This is a genomic window from Pseudomonas juntendi, from assembly GCF_009932375.1.
In the GTDB taxonomy this organism is placed as follows: Bacteria; Pseudomonadota; Gammaproteobacteria; order Pseudomonadales; family Pseudomonadaceae; genus Aquipseudomonas; species Aquipseudomonas juntendi.
In genome coordinates, this window is record NZ_BLJG01000077.1 from 40,112 (window position 1) to 61,802 (window position 21,691).

Sequence of the window (21,691 nt, forward strand, 5' to 3'; positions counted from 1 at the left end):
GAGACAGAGCTATATGGAAAAACGCACGATACTCGTTACAGGTGCAAGCGGCTTCATCGGCAGCGCGCTATGCCGTCAGCTGGCCAGTAACGCGGGCTTCGATACCCGAGCCGCACTGCGTGGCAATGGCCAGGCGCCCGTTGCGGGTGCGCAAGCGGTGCGCATCGCTGACCTCGCCGCCAGCACCGACTGGGCTGCAGCACTGGCCGGTGTCGATACTGTGGTGCATGCCGCTGCCCGGGTGCATGTCATGAAGGAAACTGCCAGCGACAGCCTGGCCGAGTTCCGTCGGGTCAATGTCGAGGGCACGCTCAATCTGGCCCGCCAGGCCGCTGCCGCAGGTGTAAGGCGCTTTATCTTCATCAGCTCGGTCAAGGTCAATGGTGAGCTCAGCCAGCCAGGCAAGCCGCTGCATGCTGATGATGTGCCGGCACCGCGGGATGCCTATGGGCTGTCCAAGCTCGAAGCAGAGCAGGGGTTGCGCCAGCTGGCAGCGACTACCGCGATGCAGGTGGTTGTGATTCGCCCTACGCTGGTCTACGGGCCGGGGGTCAAGGCCAATTTCCATAGCATGATGCGTTGGGTGCAGCGTGGTGTGCCACTGCCATTCGCAAAGGTCGACAACCGTCGCAGCCTGGTGTCGGTGGCCAACCTGGTCGACCTGATCATTACCTGCATTGACCATCCAAACGCCGCCAACCAGACCTTCATGGCTAGTGACGGGGAAGACGTTTCCCTCAGCCAGTTGCTGCATGCGCTAGGTCGCGTGCTGGGGCAGCCGGCGCGCCTGCTCCCTGTGCCGGTGGGGGTGTTGCATGGCGCAGCGCAGTTGGTGGGGCGGCGGGACCTCGCTCAGCGCCTGCTCGGCTCACTGCAGGTGGATATCGCCAAGAACCGGCAGTTGCTCGGCTGGTACCCTCCCTACACGTTGGAACAAGGACTGAAAATGACCGCTCAATCTTTGCTGGAAGCGCGCCGCCCATGATCTGGCTCGTTTTGGCGGCAGGCGTGGCAGCATGGTGGATGACGGCAGCGCTGCGGCGTTATGCGCTGTCCCGTAGCCTGATGGACATTCCCAATGCACGTAGCTCACACACACTGCCTACCCCGCGCGGCGGCGGCTTGAGCTTTGTGGTGGCTTTTCTGCTGGCAGCACTTTGTATGGCCATTGCAGGGCCTATCGCGCCCTCCGTGGTGGTCGGGGTGCTGGGCGCCGGGGGGCTGGTGGCGGTGATCGGTTTCATGGACGACCACGGGCATATCGCTGCGCGCTGGCGCCTGCTGGGCCATTTTGCGGCTGCGGCCTGGGGCCTCGCTTGGCTGGGGGGCATGCCGCCCATCAGTGTGTTTGGCGTTACGCTGGCCCCCTTATGGCTGAGCAGCCTATTCGGCGCGCTGTACCTGGTATGGCTGCTGAACCTCTATAACTTCATGGATGGTATCGACGGCCTCGCCAGTGTCGAGGCCATCTGCGTTTGCGTGGGGGCCAGCCTGTTGTACTGGGTAACCGATCATGCTCATCACGCCTGGCTACCCCTGTTGCTGGCTGCGACGGTGGCCGGCTTCCTGTGCTGGAATTTCCCCCCCGCCCGCATCTTCATGGGTGATGCGGGCAGTGGTTTCCTCGGTATGGTGCTGGGCCTGCTGGCGTTACTGGCAGGTTGGGTAAACCCGCTATTATTCTGGGGGTGGTTAATACTTTTGGGTGTGTTCGTGGTGGATGCCACATTTACCTTGGTTCGGCGTTTGCTGCGCGGCGACAAGGTTTACCAAGCGCATCGCAGCCATGCTTACCAGTACGCGACCCGCCACCACGGCAGCCACCGCACAGTCACCTTGGCCGTGGCGGCCATCAACCTGGGTTGGCTGTTACCCGTGGCAATGGTGGTCGTGGTATTTCAGCTCGATGGTGCACTGGGAACCTTGGTGGCCTACGTACCTCTGATAGTGTTGGCGTTAATCTATAAAGCAGGGGAAAAAGAATAGGATGAGCAAGCTCCCAAGGCATCCAGCAGGTGAACCTACCCTGCGCCTGGCCCCTGAAACGCCGCCGGCCGTCATTCGCAGCCTGTTCGCGCTGAGGCATGCCAGATGAGCGCAGCGAAGAACAGCAGGGTGCGTGAATACCTCGTCAATCTGTCCAGGCGGCAAAAACGCCTGGTGCAAGTGTGCGCCGACGTGGTGTTGATCTGGCTAGCACTGTGGTTGTCGTTCATCGTGCGCCTGGGCATCGACGAGATGTACAACCCTATAGTCGAGCATCGCTGGTTGTTCATGGCTGCACCGGTGGTGGCCATTCCGCTGTTCATTCGCTTTGGCATGTACCGGGCGGTAATGCGTTATTTCGGTAATGACGCCTTGGTCGCCATCATCAAGGCGGTCACCCTGTCATCGCTGATATTGGCCGTGGTTGTGTATTGGTACAGCAACCACCAGGTCCTCGTCCCTCGCTCCATCGTGTTCAACTATTGGTGGTTGAGCATGGTGATCATTGGCGGGTTGCGCCTGGTCATGCGCCAGTATTTCATGGGTGACTGGTTTACAGGCGCCCATCAGATACCGTTCGCCAGCCGCGATGACGGCTTGGTCAAAGTGGCTATCTACGGCGCTGGCACGGCCGGCAACCAGTTGCTTGCAGCGCTGCGCATGGGCCGTGTGATGCGTCCGGTGGCGTTCATCGATGACGATGGCGATCTGGCCAATCGGGTCATTTCCGGCTTGCAGGTCTACAAACCGAAGCATCTGCAGCAGATGATCAAGGAAACCGGAGCGCAAGAGATCCTGTTGGCCCTGCCTTCCGTGTCGCGCGCCCGGCGCAAAGAGATACTGGCCCTGCTTGAGCCCTACCCGCTGCATGTGCGCAGTGTGCCGGCCTTTGCCGACCTGGCCAGTGGCCGGGTCAAGGTAGACGACATTCAGGATGTCGACATTGCCGACCTGCTTGGGCGGGACCCAGTGCCAGCCCAGGAAGATCTGCTCGAACGCTGTATTTACAAGCAAACGGTCCTGGTTACCGGGGCAGGGGGCTCCATAGGCTCAGAGCTTTGCCGCCAGATCATCGGGCTCGGGCCTACTACATTGCTGCTGTTCGATCATAGTGAGTACAACCTCTACGCGATTCTTACCGAACTGGAGCAGCGCATTGCACGCGAATCGCTTTCGGTGAGGCTGTTGCCCATTCTGGGCTCAGTGCGTAATCAGCAACATCTGGCAGATGTGATGGCGACCTGGCGTGTAGCCACTGTCTATCATGCGGCCGCTTACAAGCATGTGCCGATGGTTGAACACAACATGGCCGAGGGCATTCTGAATAATGTCTATGGCACGCTCTGTACGGCGCAGGCGGCTCTGCAGTCAGGCGTCGCGAACTTTGTGCTCATCTCCACCGACAAGGCAGTACGGCCTACTAATGTAATGGGCGGCACCAAGCGGCTGTCGGAGTTGATTTTACAAGCCCTCAGCCGCGAGACGGCTCCCGTGTTGTACGGTGACAGCAGCAAGGTTGCGCGAGTCAATAAAACCCGCTTCACCATGGTGCGGTTTGGCAACGTACTGGGGTCCTCTGGCTCGGTGATACCGTTGTTTCACAAGCAGATCAAAAGCGGTGGCCCGATCACGGTTACGCACCCAAAAATCACCCGCTATTTCATGACTATCCCCGAAGCTGCCCAATTGGTCGTGCAGGCCGGGGCTATGGGCCAAGGCGGGGACGTCTTCGTTCTCGACATGGGCGAGCCGGTGAAAATCGTGGAGCTGGCCGAAAAAATGATTCACCTGTCGGGCCTTAGCGTGCGTAGTCCAGCGAACCCCAGCGGCGATATCGCAATTGAGTTCACAGGGTTGCGCCCGGGGGAGAAACTGTTTGAAGAGCTGTTGATCGGTGACGACGTTTCTCCTACGGTTCATCCCATGATCATGGTGGCGAATGAAGACTATGTAGGCTGGGAATTTTTACGTGAACGTCTGGGTGTAATGCTTAACGCTGTTGCCGTTGATGATTTTGCCCGTATCCGCCAATTACTGAGGGAATTGGTCAACGGCTACGCGCCATCAGGTGAAATTGTCGACTGGATCTACCAGCAACAACAAAAAAGCTAATTGCTGCTTTTCGGTCTGCGCCGTGCCTTGCTGAAGGGTAACCAGGTCATTCATTCTCCCGTTACCGAATTCATGACGTTGAACCCTCATGCCATCGCCGCAGATTGCCGCGTGTCCGTTGTTGAAGCCTACATGCTGGAAAACAAGATCCGTGCCCTGGTAGTGGTGGGCCCCGGCGGCGCCATGGTCGGTGTTGTCGAGATTTTCGACGGCAACCCTGGGTCTTGATACTAGGCCGCTTCTAACGCAGAAGCGGCCCAGTTCATCATCGCAGCTTAAGCAATGGCCAACGGCGGGAACGACTTGACCAGGTCATCAAGCGCCTTGATTTGCGCCAGGAAGGGTTCCAGCTTGTCCAGTGGCAGGGCGCTGGGGCCGTCACACTTGGCTTGATCAGGGTTAGGGTGGGCTTCCAGGAACAGGCCGGCCAGGCCCACGCCCATTCCCGCACGCGCCAGCTCTACCACCTGCTCACGCCTGCCCCCGGAAGCGGCGCCGGATGGGTCACGGTTTTGCAGGGCATGGGTGACGTCAAAGATGATCGGCAGGTCTTCGCAGGTGCGTTTCATGACGCCGAAGCCAAGCATATCCACGACCAGGTTGTCGTAGCCCATGCAAGTTCCCCTGTCACACAAGATCAGCTGGTCATTACCCGCTTCCTTGAACTTGTGCACGATGTTCTGCATTTGCGACGGGCTAAGGAATTGCGGCTTTTTGATATTCACTGGCTTGCCGGTTTTGGCAAGGGCGACCACCAGGTCTGTCTGGCGGGCGAGGAAAGCTGGCAGCTGCAGTACATCGACCACTTCCGCGACCGGGGCCGCCTGGTAGATTTCATGAACGTCGGTGATGATCGGTACGCCGAACTCGGCCTTCACCTTTTCGAAGATCCGCAGCCCTTCTTCCATGCCGGGGCCACGGTAGGAGTGGATCGATGAGCGGTTCGCTTTATCAAAGCTGGCTTTGAACACATATGGGATGCCCAGCTTCTGCGTTACGCGCACGTATTCGGCACAGGCGGTCAGCGCCAGGTCTTCAGACTCGAGAACATTGATGCCGCCGAACAGCACAAAAGGAGCCGAGTTGGAGCATTCGATGGTGGAGTTGATCTTGATCATTTTTTACTCGATAGGCCCAAAGGGCAGCCATTGGGACATGGCAAAGGAATTGTAGTCAGCATGCCCTTGCTAACTGCAGACGGGGGGATTCTACAATCTTTCTGCCGCTTTTTGAGCATTCGCGGGGAGGTAAGCTTTTGGCCGGCTCGTATGCATTCAATTTCGGTCGGGGGTATCGCCGCATTTGCCTGCTGTCCAACCGCCGGGTGCGGAAAACCGCACCTCCGGTGGTGTGGACGGGGGACGGGCTTGTCCCGTTACCGCGACCCGATCACTGGGTTTGGATTGCCTGGTGGCAGTGCTTTTAGTGGCGTTTGTTCTTGGCAATTTCGATGTCGTTCATCAGGGCCTTGGCCAGGGCCAGTAGATAATCCGCTGCGCCCAGCATCTTGTGGTCATCTTCCATGTCGCCTTCGCGTACCAGGTGCTTGCAGTAGCCTAGCAGCACGGAGACGTGCTCATACGCATCGTCTACCGGAACGCCGGGTTGCACGCGCAGCAGGTCCAGGGTGGGGTTGCCGGCTTCGAGGAAGGTTTCGATGCCTGCGGTTAGGATGGGGGCTTGGTCGTGGTTTTTCATGGCTGTAGCTCCTGAAAAGTGGAACCGCCACGCGGATCTTTCTCACGGATCAGGGTGGCAGTCGTACACGGGGTGAGAAACCGAGGGAGCTACAAAGCCCGGCCAGACCGTAGTCTGCCCGCGTACGACTGCCATTACAGTCAAGCCAGATAACTCGCGTCGGGTTCTCACACCCGGTCACCAAATCGGCGACCCGGTGAAGTTATCCCTGGGGCATTTCCCCGGCTATTCAGCTGCTTCTGACCGGAGCGTAGGATAGTTCGCTTGTTGTCCAAAGCTGAAGAGGCGGGGAAGTGTTTCAGGAAAGTCTGACATGTCAGCCTGCACCCGCTCCTCACGTCCCCGTGGCGCTGGTGAGGGCGGCAGAGTCAGGATTCGACGGTGATTGTGCCGTCTGCATCAATCATCAAAACCGCCATTTTCCATTCGGTGACGTTATCCACGGGTGGAGTCGCCAAGATTCGGTGATTGCCGAGCAAGATGCGTCCGCACAGGTGCGCTGCTGGGAGATAGCCTATGTTCGAGTAGTTACGCACTATCACTTCGTATCGCCGCGACGTCAGTTGGTAGATATCAATCGTCTCTTTGCCGGGGCCGCTGCGTACATCCTGCTGTAGCATCGCGTAGTAGGGCGCACCCATGCTGCCTTTGTTGCCGTAATTGATTTCGACAGGTTGATTGGTCGCATCGGGATCGAAGGCCAGGGCAAGGTCAATGTCTTGTAACGCGGCGTCCCATTCCACCTCCACCGACAACAGTGGCAAGGTCAGGCTTCCGGTTCTTGGGGCATTGGCGCTTGCCTGGGCGCGGGGTGAAGGAACCGACGGCGCCCTGGCGGGGGTCGAGAACAGCGCAGTTTGTAGAAAGGCTTGCAGTTGGGCCGGCGTGCCAGGCGTGGCATCGCCGATGAAGCGTGCGCGGTTTTGAACTTCAGGTTCCACGGCGCTCAACAGTTTGGGTTCTTCCACGGGGCCGTGGTTCACCACCAATACAGTGGCGTAGCGGCAACTGCGTGCATAATCGCTGGCGGCGGTAGCGAAGTTGTTCACATTTTGTTGGAGGTAATGCTTGCATTCAACCACCAGGTAGGTGGCGTCGTTGGGGGTGGCGGTACCGCCTTCCCGGAACACCCTGAAGTCTGGCTGAATGGCGCGCTTGCGCTTGGTGCTGGTACCTACCAGGTCGCTGCGTACCTCGCATTTGATTGCGAACTGCTCGCCGTTGTACGTGTAGGTGGCCAACGCACTTCCACCAAAGGCGAACGACAGCACCTTGCCGCGCGTGTGGAAGGTGAGCTGGCTTGCATGGGTTTTGGCTACGTTGAGCAGCCGTGTGCCAACCCAAACCGAATACAGCTCGTGGCGCCGTTTCCAGGTTGGCAGGTTCAGTAGGTCGAGCAATTGCTTGTAGGTTTCGTCGACCCACTGTTGCTTGGTCGGGATCAACGCCACGGCCTCATTCAGCGTGGCCAGTAGTGAGGTTTGCTCCGAGGGTGTGGTGCTTGCGCGGTGTTTGATGAAGTTGATGCTATCGACGATATCAACGTCCCAGTAATCAGTCGCAGCGGCGGCCCTGGAAATAGCTTGCTTCTCTTCCTCGCTGAAATCTTGCCAACGTCCGTCTGGCCTTATACGGCTGTAATTAGCCTTTCGCGACTCACCATAGACGCGGCACAGTTGAAGAAAGTCTGCCACCATCGTTTCCAGCGCAAGCAATGGGGCACGGAACAGTGCCGGAGCAGGTGTGGCATCGACCTGGGGTGTGAGCGGAAGGCGATCGTCGCGGTCGCCCAGGCGGGGGTAATCCAGGGTGCGGAGAATGCTGTAGATCTCACTGCGTTGTTCTTGCGACAGCGAAACAAAGCGGCTGACACATACTCTACGGGTGCGCTCTTCATCTACCCGGAACTGTTCCAAGGTCTGTTTCAGGTGGCTATCGGTCACCGCGTCATAGCTGAAGTCGATAGTCAGGTTGTGCTCACCCAAGGTGGCTTCGGCCATGGCCAGCGTGTCGAGAATCTCGCCCATCATCGCCGCAAAACCTTTCTGGGATTCCAGCACGGCCACCAGCAAGCGTTCTACCGTTACGGCCGGTGCCGCTGCCTGTTGGTCGGCTTTGAGCAGCGCTTTAACGCTAGGGTAGGCCGACGGGGTGCCGTGGGCGGGGTCTAGCTGCCGGAGTACCTCCAACTCCAAGTCGGCATCACGACCGGGTTTTTTCTTCAGGTTCAGCTCCAGGCCCGCATCCTTGACCAGATGGTTCCATAGCTGGCTGGGTGTGGATTTTTTTCCGCTCGGCATCGCGCATCCTTGGCATGTGCAAATAATCAACGCCTTTAATGCCACAATATTGCGAGATGTCAATGTGCCATTGTGCGTGAGGTATGCTGCTTTCAGTGGATGAGCCGGTTTTACCGGTGTTCGCGGTAGCAACCCCGCGCATAGGGCGGCTCATGTCGCTTCAGCACGCGCAGCTTGTGTAGCGCCGTTAATAGCAAAAGCTCTTAGCGAACACTACGTTGTTCATCAGGGCAACGCTCATGCCCAGCAGGTGCTTGTGGCAGTTGAGCAAGATGGGGTCATGTTTGCCGGCACTACCGAAGTGGGGGTCGGGCTGAGTTGGGCAGGCCCAGCGTTTGCAGAACACGCCACTTTGAAGTTTCTCACGTCCAGGGGCAGATTGGTCTATCGTCAAGACGGATAAGGGAGGGAGCGCACATGTGGAGACATCGCCGTTTTTGGACTGCGTTCGTACCGGTGCTGCTGACATCGCCTGCACATGCCTGCCAGGAATGCCTGAGCGCAATAGCCCCTACAACATCCGTTTTCAATAATGCCTCAATCAACATTTCCCTGGGCGGCTCTGATCTATTGCTTGGGGGGCCGCTGATCCCCCTTGTAAAATATCCAAAGGCGTTGTCACAGCCTGTTCAAGGATTACTGGGCGGTTTGGGCGATTCAACTCGAGTCATTAGGGAGTTGGGTGATGCCACACTCACATCCTTCTACAATAGCGCCGGCGATGTGGTTCGAACACTGGAAAAAAGCAATGGAGATGTAATCGCGACAGTCAGGAAGGCAGGCGAAGATACCGTTAGAACTACCTATACGGTAGCCAATGATGCAGCTGCGACCTATGTTAGGTCCTGGCAAGATGTTGGTGAACAAGGGCGGCGCAGTTTCGATGATGCGGTTGATGCAGGAGAGGCGGCAGGCCAATTTCTAGAGAACCAAGCCAAATCAGAGTTGGACATCTTCGATAGCGCGGTCAAGCGAGTACAAGATGGCAAGGTGATCGATGCCATGTGGGAGGTTGGCACCGAACAACTCAGGGCCAACGAAGAGAATTTTGCCAAAGCCACACAGCAGAGTTCGCTGATCAATTCAGCAGCAGCTTCAGTGGCCGCCGCCTACGGCGGGCCTGCAGGTGCCGCGGCATATGCAGCCTGGTCAACCTACCGTCAAACGGGTAACGCTGACCTGGCACTGCGCGCCGGGTTGTTGGCTGCAGCCACTTCACAGCAAGGGTCCACCGTCGCGCAACTCCCGGCGGGGAGCGTTGGAGAGGTAGTTAAGAAAGCGGCCATAGCCGGGGCTGCCGGTGGTATCGCGGTGGCTGCCGCTGGTGGCGACGAGCAAGCGATCAAAGATGGGTTTTTGAGGTCCTCTGGCGCTGTATTGATTCAAAGGGGGACTGATGAATTCAAGGCATATTCCCCAAATGCGCAGGATGCCTACAACGCGGTGCAATGTATATCGGCTCGTGACGTGGACTGTTTGTCCAAAACAACGTGGGTCAAAGAGAGGGGTAAGATAGTATACGATACCTACGGTAAGCCGATAGTCAATGACATGCGTATTGATCCCGCAAAGTACGTAGGGAAATGGAGTGCGATCGACCCGAAATCTGCTCAAGGAGAGGTTGATGCCCTCATCGCACAGGCCTCTAAGTTACCTAAAATGGAAGCGATCCCGCTTTTGAAGAATAAGTGGGTGCTGACCTGGAATTTTGGTAAGCAGGAAAATATCAATTATGCTTACCCCGTGGCGGTATTGACTTATGTCGGTGAAAGCCCACCTTTCAATTTTGAGGTTGATTATGAAAGCCTCGGGAAAAGACCTGCTGAGATTCGAAAAAAGAAGCGGGAAACAAGCGTAAATGATGTCGTGTACTACTTTAAACCTGCAGACAGAGGTCGTGTGGCCAAAGCGCTCGAAAAAAAATCGATTAAATACTCGCTAAACTTTTTTGTAGGGCCAAGGCATAAGGCGGCGCTATCGAACGCCTTGATATGTGGGCCCAATACGCGTGGTGATCATCTAAGGCGGGTAGCATATGCCTTGGTGGAAGGGGGGGTTGACATCAAATTCATTGGAACCAATAGTGGTTACAAAGCCGGATCGATTTCCATTATAAATCTGCACAATAAAGAATACACTGTAAATTATCCGAATATCACCCTGGAACAATTGAAGAATCTCAAAAAGTGCCCAGTGGAGTTGAAGAACCGCTGATGATGGACGTCTTGTCAGTTCATCATTAAGGATTGGTTGCAGTAAGGCTGGCAAGTTTTGCATCGCGATGCCGGCCGCTCTCCCTGAGCAGTATCATTTGTGCTGGTTGAACTGTTCAGTGGGTGCTGTGGGAATAGGCCCGGGCAGGCGTGAGAAGGGGCTATCGTGGCAATAGGAATGTGTGAATAGGGCGGTTACCAAGGCCTTATGCCGGTCGGAACTGTGGCTTGCCTTGGTGAAATCCATACGCGTGAAGGGTCGACCAGGTTGGCCACTTCGCTGAATGATTCAGTAACTAATCCTATGGGGGCGTGGCTGTTGGGCGGTAGGGGTTAACGCTAGGGTTGTTGGCGCAGCCGAAGGAAAACGGCTGCTGGCAAATGACCAACCCAAGGAGTCTTCACCATGCGTAATAACGTTCTGTCCTACCTGCTGCTGCCCCTGTTCGCCAGTCTGTCCTTTTCCCTCAGTGCCGCCCCGGCCAATACGGCAGCGGTTGCCGATCCGGTGCCGATAGTCAGCCAGCAGCAGGTGCAGCAGCCGCAACGGCTGGACCTGAACAAGGCCGATGCCCTGACCCTGCAGAAGGAGCTGAATGGCATTGGCAAGGCCAAGGCCGAGGCTATTGTGGCCTACCGCGAGGCGAACGGGCCGTTTGCTTCGGTGGATGAGTTGCTGGAGATCAAGGGGATAGGCAACGCCCTGCTCGAGCGTAACCGCGACAAAGTGATGGTGGAGTAAGCGACGAAGGGGCCGGGGTATAATCCCCGGCCCTGCTTTTTGTAAATACACATGCGTCTACCTTGGAAGGTGCTTGCGCTGATGATCCAGCCCTACCGTATTCATATCGATGAGTCTCAACGCTATCGGCCATCAAGAAAGGGGCCGAAGTATCCGCCGAATAGCAATTGACAGCTGGGAGGGGTGTGCAAGATGACCGGCGAGGCACTTGTCGGTATAGTCGCGTCCGCATCGAAACCACTCAAGCATAGGACGCTTATCTGTAATGTCGCAGAATCAAAAATTTGTCATCTGGATTTTGGTTATTTCCATCGTTGTCGTATGCACGGCAGTATTTGCGTCAGGTGGGCTAGCAATCGGTTTGGCGATTTTCATCAGCGCTCTGGTGTGGATGCTTCGGCCATTGGTAATGCCGGCAGGTTACGGCGTCAACAAAATTCGCATGGCTTGCCTCTTGGGTGCCATCGCGCTAACGGCAAGCGTGCAAGGCTGGTCGGCCGTGCTAGGGGCCACGGTTGCCTCAGCGGTTTCATCCAAGAACCTGGAATGGCTACCGGCGTGGGCGAAGAAGCTGGATTTCAATGTGACCACACCGATATCGGTTTTGGTCTTCTATGCGCTGGTTGTGCTGATGGTTTTCTACTTCACGCGAGACAGGACAATCACTGGCAATGGTTCGGCGCCCTTGAAGGACGATTTTCCTGAGGAAAACTTCGAAAAGAGACTGAAGGCGTTCTGCTCAATTCTACGTAACGACCTTGTTACGCTCGACCGGCAAAGCAATTGGAATCCAGAGCATTATGCAGAGTTGGAAGCCGAGGTTGAGGTGCTTTCCAGTCATGGTGTTGCAACTCGCAAAAAAGTATTAAATTTGCAAGAGGCGATCAAGGTCGACAGAAAGCTTCAGTCATTCCTGTTGTTAGGTGTGCCCGGTGCGGGAAAAAGCGTCGCACTGCGTAAGCTCGCACTCGATATGATGGATGAAGTCAATGCCACGAAACGTATCCCTATTTATATCAATTTGAGAGAGTGGGTGCCTAAGCGCGTGGTTGACAGCGGGCGGATCAGCTTTGACTTTAGAGACTTGAAGTCCTTCGTATTAGCCAGCATTACCAAAGACGACGATTTTCTCGAGAGTTTCGCAAATGAGTATTTTACCAGGCTGTGGCATGCCGGCAGGCTGTTCTTCATTTTCGATTCTTTCGACGAGATTTCTGAGTTACTCGATACTGGCCAGGATGAGGAGGTGGTCGACGCCCTGTCGCGAGTCATCTCTCGGTTCATAGGCGACCACCCGGAGTCCAAAGGAATTTTAGCCTCCCGCATATTCCGTCGGCCGACGCAGTCGTTCCTGGCGCAGAAAGTACTCGAAATCCGCCCGCTTTCTGAAGCGAGTGTGCTTCATGGTTTATCGCGATTCGCCAGCTTCACACGTGAAAGAGGGGTGACACTGTTCAGTGAGCGTCGTGATCTTGTCCCATTGGTCCGCAACCCGTTCATGATGGCGTTGTTGGGTGACTGGGTCAAAGACAATGCTGGGCTGCCGGACAATCAAGCCCAAATTTACGAGGGCTATATCTTAAAAAGGCTCAAACGCCGGGAACAGCGTCTTCACGAGGCGGGGGTGACTATTGCCGAATTCATGAGCCTCTCTACTGAAATTGCGTGGTTCGTGTTCACCATATCCTCTTATGGGTTGGAGGCTCCCGTAAAAGATATCAGTGGTCATTTCGGTTCCAAAAAAATCGATCTGGTGATCAGTACATTACGGGGCATTCGGATCGCACGCGTTACCACGGGCGATGAGCAGTCGTTCGCATTCGTCCACAGGCGCTTTCTTGAGTACTTTGTAACGCGCAGACTGCTCGAGAACCCCAATGAGGCACCCATCTCAGACATCCCTACCGACTCTAGGGGGCGTGATGCATTGGTGCTCTACGCGCAAATCTGTCAGCCCGATGAAGCTGAGCGAATCGCCAGGCTGTGTTGGGACGAGATCAAGGGCAGTTTCGATGTTGAATCTCAGCGCATACGCGCCATTCACTGTCTGCGTTTTCTAGTGGATGCGTTTTGTTCCAGGCGCAGCGCAGTGAAGTCTTTTGAGGGCGAACTTCACCGGTTCATTGGTGAGCATGTCCAAGGCGGTGACAGCCTTGTCATGGCCAAAATCTGCCTTGAAGCGACTGGTCTACTACCCGAAGCAGAAACGATGCCTCTTCTATCTTTGGCCCTTTCGGGCGGTAATGAGTGGCTGCAAGAAACCGCTTTCCGGGCCTGCCGACACCTGCCACGGGTGGAGCCGGCTTTGGAGAATGTGATCATATCTTATGTGCTTGCAATACCAGATGTTAGGTTCTGGCGGGCGCGGAAAGGTATTCTGTTGAGCTTGTCTTTGTCTGAGGCCTTGAAGGGAGTTGGCACTATTGCCCAGCTCAGGGTCAGGAACCAGCAGATATCATTCGTGGCGGCCATTGCGCTACTCACGCTTTCACCCTTGCTATTTTTATTTTCGATCATGAATGCTGCGGTTATGGGGTTAACCGGCCGAAATGATGTGTTCAGAGAGATTACGGAAGTTATTCATGAGCGTGAGCTTCTGGGGTCGGAGAAGATTTCCAAACGTATTGCCAACTCAGTTTTCGATTCCACTTATTGGGCGGATTTACCTGTTTTCATAAGGCTTATGATTTTTGCTGTTTTTTGGGTCTTTGCAGGCTTAAATATTTTTGCGTTCTCATCAAGTCGCCATAATTCGCTGGTATGTATTTATCCTATTTGTAGCGAGTACTCGGCTTTGCACCTGGTTATATGTTTACTCTTGACGGTATTGATACTGGACTATCTCTTTGTCTCGCGCGGCGTACGGTCGCTACTAAAATTGGCGGTCACTAAGAATTTTTGGTTTATTTCAAGTGCGACGGCCGTAATTCTAGGTCTGGTTGGTGGGTTCATAGCTATTTTGATATATTGGCTCTCTGCCTATGAACGCTATGTTATCGGTGCCATGTCTTTGCTTGTTGGTGCAGCATGTGCCTTCCAGTTGGTACGATGGCTGAAAGAAATAGCGCGTATGTTCAAGGATCGCAAAACTGTTGCTCGTCAAATTTTTGCGGGCAATGTGGTGCGAGCGGAAATTGCTCGTGTAATGGGTGAGCTGCTCACTGACTATGGGCGTAGGCTATATGTACGGCGCTTGGAGGTTGACCGTGTAGGCGTTACTGGTGAGTGGCCGGCTGAGTTCAAATTGTCGGTAGGGAAGGAGAGTTCAATCACCGCCCTCGCGCGTTTGGAGGAGCGATGGTTAGGCTTGGATCGTTAAGGCAAGCTTAGGCTGTACTGCCTTCAGCTAGGTGCTCGCTTGCGAGCACCTACAATAGGGCTACGTTCACACAGAGACGCAGAAGCTAACAGGCGCAAGGGCGTTAGCGATCCCGCGCATCCTTGGCATCTGCCTCGGCGTTGCGCTCATGCACCTTGCGCAGTTGCTCGTCGGTCAGCGGCAGTTTTTTCGCTGTGTCGCGCAGCATCATCAACCCGCCGACGATGGAGCCAAGGGCTATGATGAGGATCAGCCAGGCATACCAGGGCATTGTCGTTCTCCTTTGATCGGGCCATGGGCAACGCTTGTGTAAAGTTTGAGCAATTACCCGTTCCGTTGGTTCAATTATAGGTGCCGGCCGGTGCCGGGCCAATTCCGTGACCTGCGGGCCCCAAAGCCCGCGCCACTTCGTTTACAATGCGCGCCGTTTTCGACTTGCCAAGAGACCCTGCCATGTCCGCCTGCCAGACGCCCCTGATCGTCGCCCTGGATTTCCCGACCCGTGATGCCGCCCTGAAGCTGGCTGACCAGCTTGACCCTGCGCTGTGCCGGGTAAAGGTGGGCAAAGAGCTCTTCACCAGCAGCGCTTCGGGTATTGTCGAAACCTTGTGCGCCAAGGGCTTCGAAGTGTTCCTCGACCTCAAGTTCCACGACATCCCCAACACCACGGCCATGGCGGTAAAGGCAGCGGCCGAAATGGGGGTGTGGATGGTCAACGTGCATTGCTCCGGTGGCCTGCGCATGATGGCGGCCTGCCGCGAAGAGCTGGCCAAGCGCAGCGGCCCGCAGCCGTTGCTGATTGGCGTGACCGTGCTGACCAGCATGGAACGTGAAGACCTGGCCGACATCGGCCTGGATGTAGACCCGCAAGAGCAGGTATTGCGACTGGCGGCATTGGCGCAGAAAGCGGGCATGGACGGGCTGGTTTGCTCGGCGTTGGAGGCCCCGGCCTTGAAGGCGGCGCACCCCGCGCTGCAGCTGGTGACCCCGGGTATTCGCCCGGCGGGTAGCGCGCAGGATGACCAGCGCCGCATCCTCACCCCGCGCCAAGCGCTGGATGCCGGCTCGGATTACCTGGTGATCGGCCGGCCCATCAGCCAAGCGGCAAACCCTGGCCAGGCGCTGTCAGCCGTTGTTGCCGAAATTCGCAACTGAGTGCCGAGCCATCGTTGGGCCAAAGCCTTGCGCGTTAGGCGCTCTGTTCACATGCCTGTGTTACGGTCACATCGAGTAAGCAGCCCGTGAGTTCCCCACTCTTGTCGAGAACGTCAATGTCAGCCGATGTATTAGTCGAATCCCCGGCCCAGCGCTGGGGAAGGAAGGTCAACAGCTATGTTCTCCCTTTGGGTTGGCTGGTCATGCTCACGGGCATGTTCTGGGTGGGGGAACGTTCTCTCTACCACAAGCTGTTCTATATCCTGCTGGCAATGCCAACCTTGGTGGCGCTGCTATTGCAGCCGGCAATGCTGAAAAAGCTGGCCGGCAATCCTTTATTCATCGCATTCCTGGTGTTTTGTGCGTACACCATGTTGAGCATTGCATGGTCCGACTCGGCCAACTCCGCAGGGAGCTTGCTGAAAAGGCCGTTGTACATCGCCATGGTGCTGCTATCGGCGGGCATGATCAGCCTGCATGCCCCGGCCCATCTCCAGCAGTGCGTGCGCATCGCTGCAACTCTGGTAGGGATAGCGGCGGCCCTATACCTCGGCTATTTCCTGCTTTACCAACGGCCAGCGGGTGCCAGCCGGCTGGAAGGTTACGGGGCCCTATACAACCCTCTACTAACCGCTCATGTGCTGGGCGCTTTCACAGCCGTATGGCTGGCGTACTGGTTCCAGGCAAAGCGCCTGCTCGATCCAATGTCGCTGGTGTGCCTGGCGATCCTGGGCGCCACGGTAGTAGCCACAGGTTCGCGGACGCCTTTGATGGGCCTTGGCGCTGCATTGGCGTGGCTGATTATTGTCGGCGACCGTAAACGCGGGCTGTTGGCGCTGGCTGCGGTGTTGGTCGCGCTGCTGGGCATGGTGCTGGTCTACCCGGAGGCCTTCACGCAGCGGGGCTTTTCGTATCGCCCGGCCATTTGGCTGGAGGCGCTGCGCCAGATTGGCGAGCATCCGTGGCTGGGGCATGGTTACGACGCGCCCATGACCGTGATTATTCCGGGCCTCGCGCAAACGCTTGCCGACCCCCATAACATCGAGTTGGGCGTGCTGTATTCAGGCGGGGTGGTGGGCTTGGTGCTGTGGATGACGATCTACAGCCTGGCCATGTACTTCTGCTGGAATTATCGCAAGCACCCTGGTGTAACGCTGGCTGCCACCTGGCTGATCTTCGGCTTTGTCTCGGGCCTGACTGAAGGCAGTGCGTTCATGTCACGCCCGAAAGAGCATTGGTTCCTGATCTGGATTCCGTTGGCGCTGGTCTACGGGCAGTCACTGATCCATTGGCAGCGCGGCCGCGTTACTTAAGACCAGAGCAACCGCCACAGCCCGCGCAGGGTCTTGCGGTTCCAGTACCTGAGCGGGATTTGCGCAAGCATTTCCCGGCTCAGCGCTTTGTCCCGGTTGGCGTACTTCAATAGCATGGAGTTGCGGAATTTCATGCAAACCTGCTCGTACTGCGGGTGGTCGCTGAACACTGCAAAGGTTCGCAGTACGTTATCAACCATGAAGCGGCCGTTCTTGAAGGTATTGGTAGGGTGGTCACGGTACTGCGCCAGTACTTCACCCAACACGTCGATGTAATAACCGGCCCGAGCAATCGACAACTCGATGTAAACGTCTTCCAGGCGGATATCCGGGTTGAAGCCACCTACCTTTTCCAGGGCCTCACGGCGCAGCATCAAAGTGGCTGCCATGGGCCCTGGCTTGCGGTCGAGGAACAAGTCGTCGAAGTCCAGGCGGCGGAAGGGCAGGTTGCGGTTGCGCTGCTCACGGGCACCCATCACCTTGCCGTCCTGGTCGATGGTTTCGATGTTGGCTGAGCAAATTCCCACCTCGGGCTTGCCCTGCATATACGCCACCTGGGTGGCGATACGGTGCGCAAGCATGATGTCGTCAGAGCCAAAAGGCACTATCAGGTCGCCCTTGGCTTGCGCGATCGCATCGTTGAGGGTGCGTGCCAGGCCCTGGTTGGCCTGCAGGCGTAGGTAGAAACCGTGCTGCTGCTGCAAACGCGTGAGCAATGCGGGGCTGTCGTCCTTGGAACCGTCATCGATCACCAGAAGCTCGATATTCTTGTAGGTCTGGTTGATGACGCTCATGATGCTGGCTTCGATGTAGCGCGCATGGTTGTAAGACGCGATGATCACTGTCACCAACGGATTGTCAGTAACGGCGTGATTCTCAGAACACATTTCAAACCCCTAGCGTTGATCCGTTTTGTCTGACGCTTAGGTGCAGACTGCCTGTTTGCCCAGGCCTGAAGTGATGATAATCCAATGTCTTGCTCAGGCTTTACCCATTCTAAATGAAGGGGCAACGAAGGGATACGGCAGGTATCTGACAGGCAAGGTCAACCTGTGAATCCGGTACGCCGAAGGGTGCTGCAATTCGCGGCGCCAGCAGGGCCACGGGCGCCTGCTGAGCGTGCGGGAACGAGGGGGGCTGTGCTGCGCAGCCCGGCGTGAAGCCGGGCCGCAACTTCCGGGGGCTGCGCATTCGGGTAGGGTTAAACCTTCAGCACCAACTTGCCAAAATTCTCACCGTTGAACAGCTTCAGCAAGGTCTCTGGGAAGGTCTCCAGCCCCTCCACCACATCTTCCTTGCTTTTCACCTGTCCGCTGGCCAGCCACCCGGCAATTTCCTGTGCGGCCTTGCCGTACTCCTTGGTGTGGTCCATCACCACAAAACCTTCCATGCGCGCGCGGTTCACCAGCAATGCCAGGTAGTTGGCCGGGCCCTTCACCGCTTCCTTGTTGTTGTACTGGCTGATGGCGCCGCAAATCACGATGCGCGCCTTGAAGTTGATGCGCGTCAGCACCGCGTCCAGAATCTCGCCGCCCACGTTGTCGAAGTACACGTCCACGCCTTTCGGGCATTCGCGCTTCAAACCGGCCAGCACGTCTTCGGCCTTGTAGTCGATCACCCCGTCAAAGCCCAGTTCGTCCTTCAGGTACTGGCACTTCTCGGCGCCGCCAGCAATGCCCACCACGCGGCAACCCTTCACTTTGGCAATCTGCCCGACAATGCTGCCCACCGCGCCGGCCGCGCCGGAAATCACCACGGTGTCGCCAGCCTTGGGCTGGCCCACTTCCAGCAGGGCGAAGTAGGCGGTCATGCCGGTCATGCCCAGCGCCGACAGGTAGCGTGGCAGCGGCGCCAGGTTGGGGTCGATTTTGTGCAGGCCCTGGGGCTCGCCGGTGAAGTAGTCCTGCACGCCCAGCGCGCCGCTTACATGGTCGCCGGGCTTGAAGTCCGGGTGGTTGGAAGCCACCACCTCGCCCACGCCCAGCGCGCGCATCACCTGGCCCAGGGCTACGGGCGGAATGTAGGACTTGCCTTCGTTCATCCAGCCGCGCATGGCGGGGTCCAGCGACAGGTACAGGTTGCGCACCAGCACCTGGCCTTCGCCGGGTTGCTCGGCAGGTACGGTCTCGTAGCTGAAGTCGTCTCGGCGCACGGCACCCACCGGGCGTTTGGCGAGCAGGAAGCGGCGGTTGGTTTGGCTCATGACGGGGTCCTTGTAGGCAGTGGAGGGAAACAGGGCTTCAATCTACCCTGTTGATGAAGACAGGTCCTTAATATCACTGACAAGCATGGCAGCCCAAATGCTCATGTGATGATGCTGCCCCGCCAGCCAACGCCTGACTATGCTCTGAACCCCACCATACCGTCACAGGAGCGCGCGATGAGCATGACCTTTTCTGGCCAGGTAGCCCTGGTTACCGGCGCGGCGGCCGGCATTGGCCGGGCAACCGCCCTGGGGTTCGCCCAGCAGGGTTTGAAGGTGGTAGTGGCCGACCGCGACACGGTCGGCGGTGAAGCCACCGTAGCGCTTATCCAGGCAGCGGGGGGCCAGGCGCTGTTCATTGCCTGCGACGTAACCCGTGACGCATCGGTGCGCCAGTTGCACGACGAGCTGATGGCGGCCTATGGCCGGCTCGACTATGCCTTCAACAACGCCGGTATCGAGATCGAGCAGCATCGCCTGGCCGATGGCAGCGAGGCCGAGTTCGACGCCATCATGGGCGTGAACGTGAAGGGGGTGTGGCTGTGCATGAAGTACCAGCTGCCGTTGCTGCTGGCCCAGGGCGGCGGGGTGATCGTCAATACCGCTTCGGTGGCAGGGCTGGGCGCGGCGCCGAAGATGAGCATCTACAGTGCCAGCAAGCATGCGGTCATCGGCCTGACCAAGTCGGCGGCCATCGAGTACGCCAAGAAGGGCATCCGCGTGAACGCGGTGTGCCCGGCGGTGATCGACACCGACATGTTCCGCCGCGCCTATGAAGCTGACCCGCGCAAGGCTGAATTCGCCGCGGCCATGCACCCGGTCGGGCGCATTGGCAAGGTGGAGGAAATTGCCAGTGCGGTGCTGTACTTGTGCAGCGACGGCGCGGCGTTCACCACTGGCCACTGCCTGACCGTGGACGGTGGGGCGACAGCGATCTGATGAAACCGACTTCAGCGCAGCTAAAAGCGACAAGACATAGCTATTTGACACTATTCTGACGTCAGGCCCTTGTTCAGCAGCAGGCAACGTTGCCAACCTTGGCCTTCGGGTTAACCTCGCAAGCACAAGGGGAATGGGCAATGGGCGCGAGCAAGCATGGTGTGCTGGCCAACCTGGGCATGGCCCGCAAACTGGGGCTGGGCTTTGCCCTGGTGCTGCTGCTGACACTGGCGGTCGCAGCCATTGGTGTTGCGGCGTTATACAGCGTGGGCCAGCGCTTCGACAGCTTGCGCCAGCTGGCCCAGTTCAATACCGACCTGCTGCGCTTGCGCCAGCACGAACAGGCATTTGCCCTGCGTTCCGACCTGAAACAGGCCGAGGCGCTGCGCAGCGGCCTCAAGGGCCTGGCCGAGCGCTCCCGTACCCTGCCGGCGCTGACGGCGGCAGAGTCCGACCTGGCGGCCTACGGCCAGGCATTCGAGGCCTTCGTGCAGGCGGTGCAGGCCAAGGAGCTGGCGCTGGACATGGCCAGCTGGTCGGTGTCCAGCGTGGCCAATAACCTGGATGTGCTGCAGGCCGGCCTGGCCGACGATGGCGTGTACACCCTCAAGCAGTCCCAAGGCCAGCAGGGCGGCGAGTTTCTCGAGCAAGCCGGGCAGGTGGCACAGGTGTCGCGGCTGATGCTGCAGGCCATGGACGAAGCGCGGGTGCGCCTGGAGCAAAGCCGCAAGGGCGAAGAGGGTGTCAGTAAAGAGCGCATTGCTCAAACCGTCGAGGCGGCCAGCCTGGTCGGCCAGCTGCAGGGCGCCGTTACCGATGCCGGTTACCAGAGCGTGCTGGGCGAAGTGGCGGGGCACATCGGCAGCTTCTCGGAAAAGCTCAACGAATACACCGACGAGTTGGCCCGTGAACAAGGGTTGAAGGACCAGTTGCAAGCCAGTGCCGAGCAGGTCACCGGGCGCGTCGACCAGGCTTACCTAGCGCAGGAGCAGGCCCTGCAGGGCGAGCTGCAGCGCAATGCCCTGGCCATTGGCCTGGCCACGGTGCTGGCGCTGTTGGCCGGCGTGCTGGCGGCCTGGTTGATTACCCGCGCGGTGGTTGGCCCGCTCAAGCATGTGATCGCCCGCGCCCAGCGCATTGCTGCGGGCGAGCTGGCGTTCGATGCCCAGGCGCCGCGGCGTGACGAAGTGGGGCAGTTGATGCAGGCCATGCAGCAGATGGCCGCGGGGCTGGCCGGTATTGTCAGTGGCTTGCAGCAGGGCATCGAGCAACTGGCAGGCAGTGCCCAGGCGCTGTCGGCGGTGACCGAACAGACCAACCGTGAGGTGGGCAGCCAGAAAGAGGAAACCGAACAGGTCGCCACCGCCATGCAACAGATGACCGCCACCGTGCACGATGTGGCGCGCAACGCCGAAGAAGCGGCCCAGGCGGCCGAGGCGGCAGACGCCAAGGTCGGCTCGGGTCAGCAGGTGGTGCGCCAGAGCATGCAGCGCATCGAACAACTGGCCGCTGCGGCGGAAACCGCCAGTGCCGGCATCGACAGCCTCAGTGCCGAAATCCATACCATTGGCGATGTGCTGGAAGTGATCAAGAGCGTGGCCGAGCAAACCAACCTGCTGGCGCTGAACGCCGCCATCGAAGCGGCACGGGCGGGTGAGCAGGGGCGCGGTTTTGCCGTGGTGGCCGATGAGGTGCGGGCGCTGGCCAAGCG

The 21,691-nt window shown here is 58.0% G+C and carries 17 protein-coding genes; 11 read left to right on the forward strand and 6 right to left on the reverse strand.

Annotation, left to right across the window (positions count from 1 at the left end; genetic code table 11):
- The first annotated feature begins 13 nt into the window (after window positions 1–13).
- The 4 genes from GYA94_RS11350 to GYA94_RS11365 all read left to right on the forward strand — a co-directional run bounded on the left by GYA94_RS11350 (window position 14) and on the right by GYA94_RS11365 (window position 4,326).
- Entirely contained in the window at window positions 14–985 is a 972-nt protein-coding gene (locus GYA94_RS11350; RefSeq protein WP_161892337.1) for a UDP-glucose 4-epimerase family protein, read from the forward strand.
- On the forward strand, window positions 982–1,986 hold the full coding sequence (locus GYA94_RS11355) for an MraY family glycosyltransferase (RefSeq protein ID WP_161892338.1): 1,005 nt from the start codon (window positions 982–984) through the stop codon (window positions 1,984–1,986). The genes GYA94_RS11350 and GYA94_RS11355 overlap by 4 nt, the downstream gene beginning before the upstream one ends.
- A gap of 105 nt (window positions 1,987–2,091) precedes the next feature.
- Window positions 2,092–4,098, forward strand: coding sequence for a polysaccharide biosynthesis protein (locus GYA94_RS11360; protein WP_054911858.1), 2,007 nt, complete (start codon window positions 2,092–2,094; stop codon window positions 4,096–4,098).
- Entirely contained in the window at window positions 4,099–4,326 is a 228-nt protein-coding gene (locus GYA94_RS11365) for a CBS domain-containing protein (RefSeq protein ID WP_255326921.1), read from the forward strand.
- A gap of 47 nt (window positions 4,327–4,373) precedes the next feature.
- On the opposite strand, the gene kdsA is transcribed toward GYA94_RS11365, so the two are convergent.
- The 3 genes from kdsA to GYA94_RS11380 form a co-directional block, all read right to left on the reverse strand.
- Complete coding sequence (gene kdsA, locus GYA94_RS11370) at window positions 4,374–5,216, reverse strand: 3-deoxy-8-phosphooctulonate synthase (protein WP_161892339.1); 843 nt, start codon at window positions 5,214–5,216, stop codon at window positions 4,374–4,376.
- Between the two features lie 304 nt (window positions 5,217–5,520).
- Window positions 5,521–5,796, reverse strand: coding sequence for a DUF3077 domain-containing protein (locus GYA94_RS11375; protein WP_009685953.1), 276 nt, complete (start codon window positions 5,794–5,796; stop codon window positions 5,521–5,523).
- Between the two features lie 368 nt (window positions 5,797–6,164).
- The gene (locus tag GYA94_RS11380) at window positions 6,165–8,096 is read right to left on the reverse strand and encodes a hypothetical protein (RefSeq protein WP_161892340.1); all 1,932 of its coding nucleotides are present in this window, start codon (window positions 8,094–8,096) and stop codon (window positions 6,165–6,167) included.
- 417 nt (window positions 8,097–8,513) lie between these two features.
- Between GYA94_RS11380 and GYA94_RS11385 the strand changes: the two genes are divergently transcribed.
- The 3 genes from GYA94_RS11385 to GYA94_RS11395 all read left to right on the forward strand — a co-directional run bounded on the left by GYA94_RS11385 (window position 8,514) and on the right by GYA94_RS11395 (window position 14,370).
- Window positions 8,514–10,310 (forward strand): hypothetical protein, encoded by a 1,797-nt coding sequence (locus GYA94_RS11385; RefSeq protein ID WP_161892341.1) that lies wholly within the window; start codon window positions 8,514–8,516, stop codon window positions 10,308–10,310.
- A gap of 405 nt (window positions 10,311–10,715) precedes the next feature.
- The gene (locus GYA94_RS11390; protein WP_161892342.1) at window positions 10,716–11,051 is read left to right on the forward strand and encodes a ComEA family DNA-binding protein; all 336 of its coding nucleotides are present in this window, start codon (window positions 10,716–10,718) and stop codon (window positions 11,049–11,051) included.
- Between the two features lie 265 nt (window positions 11,052–11,316).
- Complete coding sequence (locus GYA94_RS11395; protein WP_161892343.1) at window positions 11,317–14,370, forward strand: NACHT domain-containing protein; 3,054 nt, start codon at window positions 11,317–11,319, stop codon at window positions 14,368–14,370.
- A gap of 103 nt (window positions 14,371–14,473) precedes the next feature.
- On the opposite strand, the gene GYA94_RS11400 is transcribed toward GYA94_RS11395, so the two are convergent.
- Window positions 14,474–14,641, reverse strand: coding sequence for a DUF2897 family protein (locus GYA94_RS11400; protein ID WP_009685950.1), 168 nt, complete (start codon window positions 14,639–14,641; stop codon window positions 14,474–14,476).
- A gap of 182 nt (window positions 14,642–14,823) precedes the next feature.
- On the opposite strand from GYA94_RS11400, the gene pyrF reads away from it, so the two are divergent.
- Both pyrF and GYA94_RS11415 read left to right on the forward strand, forming a co-directional pair.
- The gene (pyrF, locus tag GYA94_RS11405; protein ID WP_009685949.1) at window positions 14,824–15,525 is read left to right on the forward strand and encodes an orotidine-5'-phosphate decarboxylase; all 702 of its coding nucleotides are present in this window, start codon (window positions 14,824–14,826) and stop codon (window positions 15,523–15,525) included.
- Window positions 15,526–15,641: 116 nt separating this feature from the next.
- On the forward strand, window positions 15,642–16,838 hold the full coding sequence (locus tag GYA94_RS11415) for an O-antigen ligase family protein (RefSeq protein WP_110677926.1): 1,197 nt from the start codon (window positions 15,642–15,644) through the stop codon (window positions 16,836–16,838).
- On the opposite strand, the gene GYA94_RS11420 is transcribed toward GYA94_RS11415, so the two are convergent.
- Together GYA94_RS11420 and GYA94_RS11425 are read right to left on the reverse strand one after the other, a co-directional pair.
- Window positions 16,835–17,725, reverse strand: coding sequence for a glycosyltransferase family 2 protein (locus tag GYA94_RS11420; RefSeq protein ID WP_110677928.1), 891 nt, complete (start codon window positions 17,723–17,725; stop codon window positions 16,835–16,837). The two genes, GYA94_RS11415 and GYA94_RS11420, sit on opposite strands and share 4 nt — an antisense overlap.
- Before the next feature lie 314 nt (window positions 17,726–18,039).
- On the reverse strand, window positions 18,040–19,041 hold the full coding sequence (locus tag GYA94_RS11425) for an NADP-dependent oxidoreductase (RefSeq protein WP_054911863.1): 1,002 nt from the start codon (window positions 19,039–19,041) through the stop codon (window positions 18,040–18,042).
- Between the two features lie 177 nt (window positions 19,042–19,218).
- Here GYA94_RS11425 and GYA94_RS11430 point away from each other — a divergent pair, with 177 nt between their 5' ends.
- The gene (locus GYA94_RS11430) at window positions 19,219–19,980 is read left to right on the forward strand and encodes an SDR family oxidoreductase (RefSeq protein ID WP_161892344.1); all 762 of its coding nucleotides are present in this window, start codon (window positions 19,219–19,221) and stop codon (window positions 19,978–19,980) included.
- A 140-nt stretch (window positions 19,981–20,120) separates the two neighbouring features.
- A partial coding sequence (locus GYA94_RS11435) for a methyl-accepting chemotaxis protein (protein WP_161892345.1) occupies window positions 20,121–21,691 on the forward strand: 1,571 nt, incomplete at its 3' end.

Coding starts and splice junctions, on each gene's coding strand:
- GYA94_RS11415 (WP_110677926.1), top strand. CDS start 15,642: ATGTCAGCCGATGTATTAGTCGAATCCCCGGCCCAGCGCTGGGGAAGG.
- GYA94_RS11350 (WP_161892337.1), top strand. CDS start 14: ATGGAAAAACGCACGATACTCGTTACAGGTGCAAGCGGCTTCATCGGC.
- GYA94_RS11390 (WP_161892342.1), top strand. CDS start 10,716: ATGCGTAATAACGTTCTGTCCTACCTGCTGCTGCCCCTGTTCGCCAGT.
- kdsA (WP_161892339.1), bottom strand. CDS start 5,216: ATGATCAAGATCAACTCCACCATCGAATGCTCCAACTCGGCTCCTTTT.
- GYA94_RS11400 (WP_009685950.1), bottom strand. CDS start 14,641: ATGCCCTGGTATGCCTGGCTGATCCTCATCATAGCCCTTGGCTCCATC.
- GYA94_RS11360 (WP_054911858.1), top strand. CDS start 2,092: ATGAGCGCAGCGAAGAACAGCAGGGTGCGTGAATACCTCGTCAATCTG.
- GYA94_RS11385 (WP_161892341.1), top strand. CDS start 8,514: ATGTGGAGACATCGCCGTTTTTGGACTGCGTTCGTACCGGTGCTGCTG.
- pyrF (WP_009685949.1), top strand. CDS start 14,824: ATGTCCGCCTGCCAGACGCCCCTGATCGTCGCCCTGGATTTCCCGACC.
- GYA94_RS11420 (WP_110677928.1), bottom strand. CDS start 17,725: ATGTGTTCTGAGAATCACGCCGTTACTGACAATCCGTTGGTGACAGTG.
- GYA94_RS11375 (WP_009685953.1), bottom strand. CDS start 5,796: ATGAAAAACCACGACCAAGCCCCCATCCTAACCGCAGGCATCGAAACC.
- GYA94_RS11430 (WP_161892344.1), top strand. CDS start 19,219: ATGAGCATGACCTTTTCTGGCCAGGTAGCCCTGGTTACCGGCGCGGCG.
- GYA94_RS11355 (WP_161892338.1), top strand. CDS start 982: ATGATCTGGCTCGTTTTGGCGGCAGGCGTGGCAGCATGGTGGATGACG.
- GYA94_RS11425 (WP_054911863.1), bottom strand. CDS start 19,041: ATGAGCCAAACCAACCGCCGCTTCCTGCTCGCCAAACGCCCGGTGGGT.
- GYA94_RS11395 (WP_161892343.1), top strand. CDS start 11,317: ATGTCGCAGAATCAAAAATTTGTCATCTGGATTTTGGTTATTTCCATC.
- GYA94_RS11380 (WP_161892340.1), bottom strand. CDS start 8,096: ATGCCGAGCGGAAAAAAATCCACACCCAGCCAGCTATGGAACCATCTG.